This is a genomic window from Aquiflexum sp. (genome assembly GCF_977115555.1).
This window is the reverse complement of sequence record NZ_CDSBKL010000074.1, coordinates 1-13957: the sequence shown is the minus strand read 5'-3', so window position 1 is coordinate 13957 and position 13957 is coordinate 1. Positions and strand designations below refer to the sequence as shown.

Annotated in this window: 8 protein-coding genes; all 8 read left to right on the top strand. The window is 37.8% G+C overall.

Annotated elements, in window-relative coordinates:
- A partial coding sequence (locus tag ACZFYI_RS06820; protein ID WP_462523375.1) for a M43 family zinc metalloprotease occupies window positions 1-2900 on the top strand: 2900 nt, incomplete at its 5' end.
- A 253-nt stretch (window positions 2901-3153) separates the two neighbouring features.
- Window positions 3154-3930, top strand: a complete 777-nt coding sequence (locus ACZFYI_RS06815) for a PASTA domain-containing protein (protein WP_462523374.1) — start codon at window positions 3154-3156, stop codon at window positions 3928-3930.
- Window positions 3931-4059: 129 nt separating this feature from the next.
- A complete protein-coding gene (locus ACZFYI_RS06810) occupies window positions 4060-5769 on the top strand; it encodes a T9SS type A sorting domain-containing protein (protein ID WP_462523373.1) in 1710 nt (569 codons plus the stop codon).
- 7 nt (window positions 5770-5776) lie between these two features.
- Entirely contained in the window at window positions 5777-6085 is a 309-nt protein-coding gene (locus ACZFYI_RS06805; protein ID WP_462523372.1) for a rhodanese-like domain-containing protein, read from the top strand.
- A gap of 220 nt (window positions 6086-6305) precedes the next feature.
- Entirely contained in the window at window positions 6306-7748 is a 1443-nt protein-coding gene (locus tag ACZFYI_RS06800; protein WP_462523376.1) for a M28 family peptidase, read from the top strand.
- A gap of 487 nt (window positions 7749-8235) precedes the next feature.
- Window positions 8236-9147, top strand: a complete 912-nt coding sequence (locus ACZFYI_RS06795) for a PorP/SprF family type IX secretion system membrane protein (RefSeq protein ID WP_462523371.1) — start codon at window positions 8236-8238, stop codon at window positions 9145-9147.
- Window positions 9148-9809: 662 nt separating this feature from the next.
- A complete protein-coding gene (locus ACZFYI_RS06790) occupies window positions 9810-10379 on the top strand; it encodes a hypothetical protein (RefSeq protein ID WP_462523370.1) in 570 nt (189 codons plus the stop codon).
- Between the two features lie 13 nt (window positions 10380-10392).
- Window positions 10393-13957, top strand: a 3565-nt coding sequence (locus ACZFYI_RS06785) for a DUF7507 domain-containing protein (RefSeq protein WP_462523369.1), incomplete at its 3' end; no start/stop codon positions are given.

Below are 13957 nucleotides of genomic sequence, written 5' to 3'. Positions count from 1 at the left end.
AGAAGAATATTGGGAGTAGGGGCAGAAAGGGTTTTTTTAAATCTTGGATAAACAGGGAAATCAGCCAAAAGAAAAAAAATTTTAATCCCCAACAAAGGACACAAGCGGAACGAAGGCTTATCCCTGTAGTAGTACATGTCTTGCATAATGACACTCCGGAGGGTACTGGAAATAATATACCTTTTTCACAGATTGAGGCCCAAATCAGAATTTTAAACGAGGACTTTAGACGGCTAAATAGTGATACTACATTAACTCCTGCAGAGTTTTTGGGAGTGGTAGCAGATGCCAACGTTGAATTTGTTTTGGCAAAACAAGACCCAAATGGATTGCCGACTAATGGTGTTGTGCGTGTAGTAGGTCCAAAGACTTCATATAATCCCAATAGCTCAAGTGATGTGGAATTGATTGGACAAACATCTCTTTGGCCACCTGAAGACTACCTAAACATATGGGTTGTAACCTTGGTGTCTCCATTTATTGGTTATGCATCATTCCCTATTTCCAATTTGCCGGGACTTAACTTCCCCCCAAATTCGAGAGAAACCGATGGTGTTACTATTGATTACAGGTATTTTGGAGAAGGAGGAAATGCAGTGGCTGGTTCCAAAGGCCGAACCACAACCCATGAAGTTGGTCACTTCTTTGGACTACGTCATATTTGGGGAGATGGAGATTGTTCCGTGGATGACTTCGTGGAAGATACACCTAATCAAAGCGGTTCAAATAATGCTTGTAGAACAGATAATCCAAGATTTACCTGTAATACAAGAGATTTGGTGGAAAATTATATGGATTATACGCCAGATGTTTGTATGAACAATTTCACTTTGGGACAAGTGGCAAGGATGGATGTCGTGTTGGCTGAAAGTCCTAGACGAGCTTCCTTGGTCAATGGCATAGGGACTGTTTCACCAGAGTTATTGTTAAATGATCTGGCTATCCAAAGGATCATTGATCCCCAAAATTTGGTATGTGATTTAAACGTCACACCTTCATTGATTATATTTAACCGGGGGTCGAACAGTGTTACGTCTGCCAGTATTGAGATCAGAAACAACGGATTATTGATTCAGGTAAAAAATTTCAACCTAAACCTGAATACAGGTGACGAAACAATTGTATCCTTTGATCCTATTATTTTAAACCCTTCTTCCAATAATTTTGTAGCGACCATTACTCAGGTGAATGGTATTTCAGATTCAAACCCATCCAACAATACGGCTCAATCAAATCCTAGTTTACAGCCGGTAGTGCCATTGCCTTATGTGTTCGACTTCAACGACTTAGGTAGCAAGTGGGTAATTGATAACCCGGATGATTTATTTACTTGGGAAAGGACCCAAGTTACCCTTGATGGCCAATCCCAGGAAGCTATTTACATCAGAAATTATGAATATGAGGCTTTTGGAGAATTGGATTATTTGATATCACCACAAATAGACTTAAGTACTTCCCAAAATGCACAATTGACTTTCAATATGGCTTATGGGCCTTTTAATAATTCTTCATTTGGGGATTATTTGATTGTGGCTGTATCTACTGATTGTGGAAATACTTTTGAAATAGTAGATGCGCCATATGATAAAGATTACATTTTCTTGCAGACTTCTACTCCTACCTTGGATGAATTTATTCCCACAAGCAGCTCTCAGTTCAGGCGAGAGATTGTCAATTTAAGCCAATATGCAGGGATTGGAAATGTCAGGATTGCCTTTATTGCAAGAAACGGATTTGGCAACAATCTGTTCCTTAAAGATATTGAAATCCTGACTGAGGAAACTTACAAATATGATCTTAAGCTTACAGAATTGGTCAGCCCTACTCCCATAGGGTCAAACAACCATGACAATGAAGTGATATCAGTAACAAATACAGGAAACCTTCCCGTTTCAGGATTTATTTTCAGGAGGATTTCAGGTAGCTTAAACCAAAGTTTTATTGCCAGAGCAGAGCCGCTCGCAGCAGGGGAATCTGCCTCTATCAATCTTCCAAAGTCGACATCTCTTGGGATTAACACATTGGGATACACCGTTCTTTTCCCAAATTTTGATCAAAATGAAAGAGAAATCATCGATTTGAGAAGATTTGTCCAAATGGATACCGAAAAAACAAGAGCTCCTTTTAGGCAAAACTTTAATGGAACCTCTTCCATTGGGCCTTGGATAAGCATCAATCCTGAAAATCAAATTCCTTCTTGGATTATTTTTCCCCTACAAACAGGACCAATTGGCAGCAATGTCAGCAAAGTAGAATTTACGCCTACAGAAAACAGTTTCTGGCTTGGTTCTCCAATATTGGATTTATCCATTAGCCCTCAGGCGGGTCTTTTCTTTGACAGGGCAGCAGGTATTTTAAATCCCGAGGCAGTATTGAAGATTATGGCAAGTGATAATGGCGGAGATACTTATACCGAGGTATATAGGAAAACAGGATCCGAAATCACCACAGTTCAAGATGGAAATGCCAACCCCAACAATCCGTCAGAGTTTGTTAGGGACTTTGTAGACTTGACGCCTTTTGCCGGAAAAGACAAGAAAAATTCCCGAGTCGCATTCGTTTTGGAAAATAGTGATGAGGAAAGCAGTTCTGTTTATCTAGATAATATTGAGCTCTTCCTTTCAGCAAATCCCGAACCGGTGATTCCTCCATTAGGACAAATTTCACTTTATCCCAATCCATCCACTGATTATTTTAATGTCGCTTTCAATTTCCCGCTGTTTGAATCAGTCAATATTCAGATTTACTCATCAACTGGGGCATTATTGCATGATGTAGATTATCCGAATACCCTAAACCAGACTTATACTTTCACTTCCCAACAGTTTTCAAAGGGATTATTTATTCTAAAAATCACCAGTAAATCTGTAAGTGAAACCAGAAAATTATTTATTCAATAAGGAAATTTAAAATAATCAAGGGGTATTTACCAAAACAAAAAATCAACATCTGAACCTTGAAATTTGAAAAATCTAACAAGAAAAAACAGGAAATAATAAAGACAAAGCAAGAAGTCGAAGATCCCTAAAAAGGCCTTCGACTTTTTTCTTTTCTGATTACCTTTCTACAAAGTGTCTATTTGACGATATTTGTTCTTTGGAAAACAAATATAATTTTACCTTTATACGTTAGCTTAAAGAATTCATCTGATACATGGGTAATACAAAAGATTCTATAAAAAAAATCGCCATACACATCGGTTTGGTTTTTCTAACCATCACCTTATTATCTTTTATTTTTCTAAAGGTCTACCTTCCTTCCTATACTAATCACGGTCAGACTGTGACAGTGCCAAATCTTGAAGGATATGAGGTCAGTGAGTTGGACAAATTCCTTTCCGATAGGGACTTGACTTATGAGGTCAACATAGATAGCGGATTCAATGTTGAAGCAAAACCGTTTTCAGTTCTCAAACAAAATCCAAATCCTGAAAGTAAAGTCAAACGAGGAAGGAAAATCTATGTTACCCTAAACGCACGAAATGCTCCTTTGATAAAAATGCCCAACCTTGTCAATAGCCAATTGAAAAATGCACAGGAAATTCTCGGAAATATCGGTTTGGTTCGGGGAGAGATAATCTATATTCCTGACATCGGGATAAATGTGGTTTTGGAACAGAAATATAGAGGAAGAAATATACCTGAGGGATTTGAAATCCCAAAAGGCTCACAAGTTGACCTTGTGGTAGGCGATGGTCTTGGAAATCAAATTCTCGAAGTACCACCTTTAATAGGATTGGATGAAATAGATGCCGAATTTTTGATTATTGGATCCGGATTGAGAATGGGGAATATAGATTATGCCATAACCGATACCGTGGCATCCGGGATTATAATAAAACAAATGCCTCCTGCAGGTGCCAAAGTGAAGACCGGGGAACCAATAAATATCTGGATTTCCGAAAGCAAGAAAAGTTCAACTGACTTTTAAATGAGTTTATTGAGACCTATATATTTTGTTTTAATTGCTCTGGTACTTTTTTTAAGTCCATACGCTTCCTTTGCCCAGTTTCGCCAACTTCCCACCCCAATTCCGGATCAAAAATCCGTTTCAAAAAACATGAATTTTAGGATTCAGGCAGAACCATTGAAGCTTCCATTTTGGGATGATTTTTCCAATTCCCACTTGGATTCAAACAAATGGATCAGCGAAGGGGTCACGCTTTCAAATACTGTTGCGAATGCCGCCCCGACAAAAGGCACTTTGCTCCTTGATGGCATAGATGAAAAAGGAAGACCCTACTCTACTGTTCAATTTGAGCAGGGCTTTACAGATAAAATCACTTCAAGACCCATCAATTTATCCGGCTTATCCGGCTCAGAAGCAAATTCAGTTTTTTTCAGTTTCTTTTGGCAATCAGGAGGAAAAGCAGAAATCCCTGATCCAAATGATTACCTCCTGCTTCAATTTTTGGATCAGGACAGCCTTTGGGTCAACGTATGGGAACAATCCGGTGGTCTGACGGCAGAGGAATTTTTCTTTACCCAAGAAATAATAAAAGTACTTCCAGAATTTCTACATGAAGGATTTCAGTTTAGGTTTCAAATTCAGGGAAGGCGTTCAGGTCCATTTGATAGTTGGATTTTGGACTATGTTTTCCTTCACAAAAACAGAAATTTGACTGATTTATCCTTTCCCGACCGTGCACTTACCCTTTCCAATGCTAGGCCATTTGATAAATATTCCGCTATACCTCTTTTTATCCTGAAGCAGGATCCTGACGCATTCTGGAATGCTACCTCCAATGAATTTAAAAATCTTGAAAATGGATTCAGGGCCATGGAATATTCATTTGAAATAAGAGAAAAAGAAAGTCAAAACCTTGTTAAATCCATCAACAGCAATACTCCATTTAACCCTGTACCTATAGGTCAGGAAAGGAGAGGATTTTCGAGTAATCCCATCAATGAGGTTCCTCTTCCTGGAGAAGAAATGGATTATGAAATAATCAGCTATTTGATAACAGGTGACGGGTTATTGGAAGGGGTAGAAAATGGGCTACCAGTCTCTTATCCGGAAGTGGATTTTAGGGTTAATGATACAGTAAGAACTACTTTGCCTCTGAAGGATTTTTTGGCTTATGATGACGGTAGTGTAGATTATTCTGCAGGAATCAACCAAAGGTCCGGAATGCTTGCTGTCAGATATGAAGTGAACAATACCGTGTTTTTGAAAGGACTGAGTATCAACTTTACAAATTTTACCCAATTGGGCGGAGTTATTGATCTGATGGTATGGAAGGAATTGGAAGAAGATCCTATTTATAAAAAAGAGGTATTTATCCCTACTAAAGAAGCACTTAACGAATTCGCCTATTTCGAAATTGATCAAAACATTGAACTCAATGGCACATTTTATATAGGGTTTACCCAATTTACAAATGATTTCCTTTATGTAGGATTAGACAAAACCTATGACAACGGCAGTGAGATTTTTTTTAATGCCACCGGGTCTTGGGTACAAAATGAAACCGTAGAAGGATCCTTGATGATGAGGGCACACCTGACAGAAACTCCTCCTGTCGAAAGTGAGTCTGAAGCTTCGATCCCATTAAAGATATATCCTAATCCAGTGATAGGAGATTTGTTTATTGAAGGCAAAATTGAAAGTGTTAATATTTATGATCATATGGGCCGAAATATTATCCTGCCCATTTCGGATAATGACAAAGGGAAAATTGTTAATTTTGAAGGAATGCAGATGGGAATATATCTGATTAAGACCACCATCGGCCAAGAACAAAAGTCATTTAGAATACTGGTTAAATAAAAGCAAAATGGAAGATATTACTGTCACAGAACTTAAAAAGAAATTAGAAGACAAAGACGACTTTGTATTCATAGATGTCAGGGAAGAATGGGAATACGAAGAAGATAACCTAGGAGCCCTAAACATTCCCATGGGCCAATTGGCACACCAACTTGATGAAATTAAAGATTTCAAGAACAAAGAAATTGTAGTACAATGCCGATCCGGTGCAAGAAGCGGAAATTCCAAAAGATTTCTTGAAAGCCAGGGTTTTACTAAAGTCCGGAATTTACTTGGTGGAATAATAGCCTACCGGGAAATGGAAGAAAATGAATGATCAAATCCTTTTCAGCTATGAATAAATTTGATTTTAATTAATTCAACAGACTCCTATCTGAAAATAAACAGTCTTGAGACTGTTTATTTTTTTGAATAGGTGGTTCAATCATATTCATAGAAAATTTGGTTACAAATCCGGTTTACGATCAATTTTACATCTACAAGAAAACATCTTTACAACCATGTCAAAGAGAAAAACAATCTTAATAGCACTTTCGATGTTGGCTTTACAGGTTCAGGCCCAAAAGAGCAGTATTGAATCAGAATTTAATGAAAAGGAAGCCATATCTCACTTTAGGTATTTGGCATCAGATGAACTGATGGGGCGAGATCCTATAAGGCCTGAAATTGATGCAGCAGCAAGATATATATCAGAGCAGTTTTGGAAATATGGCGCAACTCAAATAGATGGTGCAAATGGATACTACCAAAATATTCCTTTCAGGCTTTCTTCTCCCCCATCCAAGGGGACTGTTTCACTTGGCAGCAAGTCATTTGAACAAGGTGATGAACTTCTGGTTTTGGACGGACCTTCATTGACAGGCAAATTTGAAATGATTGTCGTAGGCTATGGACAGGAATCTGATTATTCAGGTAAAAATGTAAAAGGAAAAATCGTGGTAACCAATGTAGGTGCGCCAAACAGGCTAAGTCCGGCAGATCTTTTCAGCGCCGGAAGAGAAAAAATCTCTTTGGCCAAATCCAAAGGTGCAATTGCCCTGATTGAAATGTATAATGTGCCCTCTGTTCCTTGGAACTTAGTCTCCAACTTCTTGAACAGACCCCAAATGACTATTGACAAAACCAATGGTGAAGAATCAATTCCCTATATATGGTTAAAGGACTTAAACAATGATCAGATCAATGCCATTGGAAATGGTACATATAAAGAAGCTGATTTTCAGATTCAGGGAAAGATCAACAAAAAAATAATCGGAAAGAATGTAGTTGCGATAATTGAAGGCACTGACCCAATCCTTAAGAATGAATATATCATGCTCTCCGCGCATTACGACCATGTAGGCGTAGGAAAGCCAAATGCAGAAGGGGATTCAATATATAATGGTGCAAGAGACAATGCGGTAGGAACTGTTGCTGTAATCAATGCTGCTAAATATTTTGCTAAAAATCCACCAAAACGTTCGGTTCTTCTATGCGCCTGGACTGCTGAAGAAAAAGGATTATTAGGTTCCGCTTATTTTTCCGAAAACCCTTTGATCCCTCTCAATCAGATTATATTCAACTTAAACATTGACAATGGTGGATATAACAGCACCTCAATTGTGACAGTCATCGGATTGGGCAGAACATCAGCTGATCCATTGATTGAAAAAGCAACAGCTGATTTTGGACTGCAGGCTATCTCCGATCCTTCTCCAGAGCAGGGATTATATGATAGGTCTGACAATGTCAATTTTGCCAGAAAAGGAATCCCTGCCCCTACGTTCAGTTTAGGGTTCACTGCTTTTGATGATGAAATCAATAAATATTACCATCAGCCTGGAGATAATGTTGAAAGCTTTGACTTGGATTATGCACTGTTATATTGGAAATCCTACATTTTGGCTGCCCAAAATATTGCCAATTGGAATGAAAGACCTACCTGGAAATCCGGAGACAAATATGAAAGCGTGAGTAAAGAGCTATATGGCAATAAATAATCCCGATTTCTTTTCAGTCCAATCTTGAAATTAAATTGGCTAACTGGTTTCAGATAGCCAATTTTTTTTTCAACCAAAAATTTTTTTCTCCTCAGAATTATTTTTTAAAAATTAAATCCAGTGAAAATAAACCAAGTAATTTGGTTTTTAAGAAAGTAAATTAAATACTAAAAAATTTTAAAAACCCTCTAACTTCCAAAATAATCAACTTTTTAGCACAAAATACTTTTTAACAAGCTTTCATATTTTTGGATAATCACTTCAAATAACAGTTTTTTAAACAGTCAAAAAAATACATTTCAAATTATATAAAATGTATTTCGTAAATTTTTTTTTAATATTTATTTGGATATGAAATTCATTTTACGCTATATTTACAGCATAATAATGTATTTAAATCATTTCATAACGATTTGGATCATTTTTAAAAACTCTAAACAAATAATCTTCTCGCAATCAGGTCACCCGACCACAAATTTTAAAAGTTATGAAAACAACATTTAGATTACTCGCAATCACTCTTTTGGTTTCTTCTTTGAATTTTTCAGACTCCATAGCACAACAATTACCACAGTTTAGCCAATACATCTTCAATGGCTTACACATCAACCCAGCATATGCCCCTGAAACATTTACGGTTACTGCTGATTTCAGCGCCAATGAAGGCCTAATGGGCTTCGGAGCTACTGTCCTAAAAGATAGAATAGGCCCTACCAATACTACATCAGCCCTATTAACCTACGCATACAGGATACAAACTGGAAGAGAATCTTTCTTGGGACTTGGTGCAAGCGCAGGTGTTGCCCAATACAATGTCAATGGAGACATGTTGAAAGCTCTTCATGAGAACGATCCTGAAATACCAACAGGCACTATAAACATGATGACTCCCAACATGAACCTTGGTTTATTTTTCCATACAAACAAATTTTATGCAGGACTGAGTGCATATAACCTAATCGGAAAAGGCAATTTGGAAAAAGAAGACATGGCTTTGGCTTATCATGATATTCACTTTTACTTGACAGCCGGTGCTTTGTTGGATGTTTCTGAAAACATCAAGTTCAAGCCATCTTTTCTTGTAAAGCAGGTAAAAGGATCACCGACAACCTACGATCTAAACGGCATGATGCTTTTTATGGATAAACTTTGGTTAGGAGCCTCTTACAGATCAAATCTCAATATTATGAATCAAAATCCTGAAGCTGGCACTTTGAGCAAAAGAAATGCAGTCGCATTTATTGGTGAAATATTCGCTACTCCAAACCTAAGAATCGGATATGCTTACGATCAAAACCTAAACGTATTGCAGGACATGAGAACCAACTCACATGAAATCTCAGTCGGATACTATCTTTCTTCAAGAAAAGCAACCATGAAAAATCCAAGATGGTTTTAACCATCCACTCTTCAGAGTATCTCTTATAGAAATTAAATTTTGTTGCATTTTTTAATGTTTAGAGTCTATTTATTCAAAAGGCTGCCTGGGATTAAACATCTTACAGGCAGCTTTTTTTTATTGGTAGCCCGGGATATCGCTTTGATTTTCATCAAAATGATCAAAAAAATACCTGAATCCATGATTCCTTATTTCCAAAAATCTCTCTTCAATTCGGTGATTTTAAAACATCCATCGGTTTACGATAGGTACATAGGCACTTTTTCCACCTTGCCGATAAAAATCCTCAAAAAAAAACTACATGTTTGGTTTTTAGAAAATCTAAAAAAAAAAGTAAATAAAGCGCACAATTTTGCTTTGTAAAACAAAAGTTTCCTTTTGAACAATAAAATTGAAACTTTTGAAAAGAAGTTGAAATCCAATAATCACCCTTGTTTTGGGATTTTGACACTTAATCTATTTTAAAAAATACAAATTCAAATTAAGGTTTTTCAAAATCACCCATTTGTAAGCCTTGATTCTTTTCACACGGCATTTGCCTTAGAAAAACTATAGTACCAAGCATGCTTTAAATTCCCAAAACCCAATCAAATTTTTGAAATGGAAGCCGGGAGAAATTTCAGGTGAGCAATCACCACACTCTTCAATTAACAGTACTTATCATGGATAAAATTTATTTTATTTCTGCCTACACGGCTAAATTTTTGATTTTCCTATTTTTGGTAGCTCCAATCTCTATCTTGGCACAAAACGGTTCAACCGCCAAATCAGATTATATTATTAAGCAAGTCAATTTTGGGAATGGAAATGCAGGTCTGACAGAAACTATGCACGACCTTAAAAATCCTTCAGAAGACGATGATATTGATCTTGATCATCTCAAATCCTTGATTTTTGATAATGTTCCCACTCTATTTTTGATAAACAGAAACATTCAGGATGAAGCTGAAAAATTTCCCCAAAGGTTGATTTCTGATAGTAATTCACTTTATCTCCTTGAAGAAGAAAATGAAAGAATCAGAAGTGTCAAGCTCTTACAGATAGATATCAATCAAACCCAAGAAAAGTCTTCCGTGAGGTTAAATCCTGAAAAACTTGCAGGCTTAAATAATCTCACACATGTTTTTTTTAAATCAAACGTACCCCTCACAAAAGAGGAAGTAATCCAAATGGTTTCTGGATTTAATAAAGGAGATCTGATCTTATTGTACCAGGTCAATTCAAATTTTTAAAACTTAAATTTTTATGGAGACGAAAAAATCACCTCTGAGCTTAACAGAAAAATCTGTTTTCAGATTTTGCATTTCGGTTTTTCTGATTTTTTTATCTGCTTTTCCCACTTTTGGGCAAAATGACAATAGGGTTCCATTTACCCATCGTGTTGGAAACCCTGCGCCTGATGACAATATTTTTAGATTGAGGGGTGATTTTACAATTATTGGAAATACCAATCTTACACTATCCAATTATTCGGAAAGTACAAACAATTCGAATAATCAAATGAAATATGTCGATGTAGACGGAGATGGGGCAACAGTAAATTCTTCCTCTTCTACTTTGGTATTTTCTACAGAAAATAATGCTGATCCCAATTGTTCAGAAATAGTCTATGCAGGACTTTACTGGTCTGGGAGGGCAAACCCAAATTTTGGGATGACCTTTGATGTGAGTTTGGGTACAGAAACCGGTCCAACCCAAACTATCAACAACATTGTCCAAACTGTCAGTAATAGTCAAGATGTTGATTTTTCAACCTACAGCATGGCAGTTTCAAGGCAGGGTGACCAGAATTCAAGATATCCAAGATATACCCTCTCCTCTTCATCAGGATCCAACACCTACCAATTTGAATATACCAATGAAACATCAAATCCAGGAAGATATCGAATAGGTACCAACGGTAACTGGATTGCTCTATCCAATCAATCTGTAACAATTTCAGGAAATAACAGCCTCCTAACTTTTAGTCCCATTACAATTGTAGAGGGAAACATGACTTTTACCATAGACCGGATCCAGAGGGTTTCGAGTACGAATGGAAATACCTCAGCCTATCAGGACAATAATAATTGGATAAGAATAACTGCCAATGGCACATTTGCCTCGGAAGTAGAAATTTTCAAAACCCTTGACAAAAGAAAAATCAAAATCAAAGGTCCAGCCTCTGGAACATACACAGAACTCACCGCAAATACCAATAATATCCTTTATCCTTCAGGACAACTTGGTGATATGTATGTCGGCTATCTGGATGTAACCCAATATGTGAAATTAAATGGATTGGGCGAATATACGGTGGCAGACCTTGCGCTTACTGAAGGAAACGGAGGAAACACAGGATATTATGGACATTGGGGGATCATAGTGGTGTACGAAAACTCTAAAATGAACTGGAGGGATGTCACTGTTTTTGACGGGTATTCATTTGTACAATCTCCCGGAAATTCTACCGAAACCACAGGAGACCTTTTCATTGATGGGTTCAATGCCGTCCAAAACGGCGATGTAAACTTAAAACTCGGTGTAATGGCCGGTGAAGGGGATAGAGGAATTTCAGGGGATTTTCTCGAAATCAGAAATGCAAATGATACCGAATGGGTCAGGCTAAGCCACCCTCTAAACGGTACCAGTAACTTTTTTAATTCCTCCATTTACACACCTACTTTAACCAATGCAGGCACATTGGTTGCCAATCCACGAAATCCAAATTTGCTGAACAATACTGGGATTGACATTGCTATGTGGAATGTTCCTAATGATAACAATTCCATCATTGCCAATAGTCAAACATCTACCACTTTCAGGTATGGAACCAACCAAGACTTGTACAATATCTATGCAATAGCCTTTGCGGTTGACGCATATATCCCTGATGTTCAAGGAATAAACAGCATTGTCGCAATCAACGGTATTGCGGCAGGATCAAGCCCAACGACCCAGCCTGGTCAAGAAATTGAATACTCGCTTGATATTAGGAACCTTGGTTCCGAAGGGATTGAAAATACCAAAATAATAATCCCCATTCCTTACACAGCGTCATTCCTGAGCGCATCTTCTCAGTCATTTTTCACACCAAATACTATTGGCCAACCCTATTTCGATCCTGCATTGGGAGCGACAGGATCCATAGTCTGGGAATTGGGAGAAATTCCAGTGTCTGAGGATATTATGGATATTCTAGCAAGTTTAACCTATAAGCTGAAAACCACTGAAGATTGTTTCTTACTTGCAAATGCTGATTGCGAGGCATACGTGGCTGTTTTAGGGAATATTTCAGGAAAAGGAATGATTTCCAAAAGTGAGTTCAATACTGTTCAATTGACTCATGGATTTTTGGATGGTGATTGTGAGGGGGAACCCATTCAGTCGGCATTGGTAATACCAATAGTAGGCGCCGCTGATTTTGTGAGCCAGAATTGTTCAGAAGCGGATATATTCAAAGAGTTTTTCTTCTGTAATGTTGACCTTAGCCAAGGGGTTTCAGTCAATTCAATCAAAAATTCTTTTCCAATCGGAACAAGATTTTTTAGCGGTCCCGATCCGGATACAGCTGAAGAATTTACTTTAAGCAATCCATTTCCCGCAAATGATGGCGTATACTATGCCATCCCACCAAATTCAAGCGATTGCGTTTTCCAATTCAGGATCATTGTAACAATCGTTGTTTCCAATCCTTCTTTGCCGGATGCAGATGAACTTGAATTTTGCATTGGGGAACAAATTCCTGACTTAAACACTTTGATTTCTCCTAGTAATTTCGGAGAACCTAACGAGTATAGTGTGTATTTTTTCACCAATGAAATTGGGGGTGTTGCTCAAAGCGGATTTCAAGTCAATTCGAACAATGCAGGAACAATCCAATTTTGGGTGGCAGAAGGTTTTTCGGCAAGCTGCTTAGGCCCTAGAATTCCTGTAAGTGTTACGATCAATGCCCTTCCTTCAGCGCCTGTTGGGAATAACCTTTCCGCATGTTTTGTAGACGGTCAGTCTTTGACTGCCACTGCAACTGTTGAAGGTGATGAATTGGTAAGGTGGTTTGACCAGGAAGTTGGCGGAAATCCTGTACTCAATCCGGTTCTTTCAAATTTAGGAACAGTCACTTTTTATGCTGAGGCATATAATCCCATCACTCAATGTGCAGGATTGACCAGAACTCCTGTTACTTTATCCTTTTTAGACTGTAATATTGAACTTGAAAAATCAGGCGTCTTACTGGATTTTGACAATAATGGAGTAATCAATGTAGGCGACAAAATAGTTTATAACTTTTCTGTGACAAATATTGGGAATACTACTATTTCCGGTATTTCTATTTCAGATCCCAAAGTAAATCCAATAGGTGGTCCAATTACCAGCTTAGGAGCAGGTTCGACAGACAATACAACTTTTACTGCTGAACATATTTTAACCCAAGATGATTTTGACTTTGGTTCTTTTTCCAATAATGCTTCGGTTTCAGGTACAGCATTCGGCGTGCAATTAACATCCTCTGATGATGATGTACAGACTTTTATTCAGAACCCTGCACTTTCCATCAGCAAGACTGCCACTGAAAATACTTTTGCTGCGGTGGGTGATGTTTTGAATTATACCATTGTAGTCACCAATACCGGAAACGTCACTTTGAGCAATGTTTCTGTAACTGATCCTTTGACTGGATTGAACACGGTGATCCCTTCTTTGGCGCCTTCGGCTTCTGAGTCAATCCTCACTTCTTACACTGTAACCCAATCAGATATCGATGCGGGAAAAGTTGACAACACGGCCACAGCTTCAGTCGGTTCTGTGAGTGTTTCTGATTCTGAGTCTG

Bases quoted from the DNA above. Each gene is read 5' to 3' on its own strand.
- ACZFYI_RS06815 (WP_462523374.1), top strand. From the start codon at position 3,154: ATGGGTAATACAAAAGATTCTATAAAAAAAATCGCCATACACATCGGT.
- ACZFYI_RS06810 (WP_462523373.1), top strand. From the start codon at position 4,060: ATGAATTTTAGGATTCAGGCAGAACCATTGAAGCTTCCATTTTGGGAT.
- ACZFYI_RS06805 (WP_462523372.1), top strand. From the start codon at position 5,777: ATGGAAGATATTACTGTCACAGAACTTAAAAAGAAATTAGAAGACAAA.
- ACZFYI_RS06800 (WP_462523376.1), top strand. From the start codon at position 6,306: ATGTTGGCTTTACAGGTTCAGGCCCAAAAGAGCAGTATTGAATCAGAA.
- ACZFYI_RS06795 (WP_462523371.1), top strand. From the start codon at position 8,236: ATGAAAACAACATTTAGATTACTCGCAATCACTCTTTTGGTTTCTTCT.
- ACZFYI_RS06790 (WP_462523370.1), top strand. From the start codon at position 9,810: ATGGATAAAATTTATTTTATTTCTGCCTACACGGCTAAATTTTTGATT.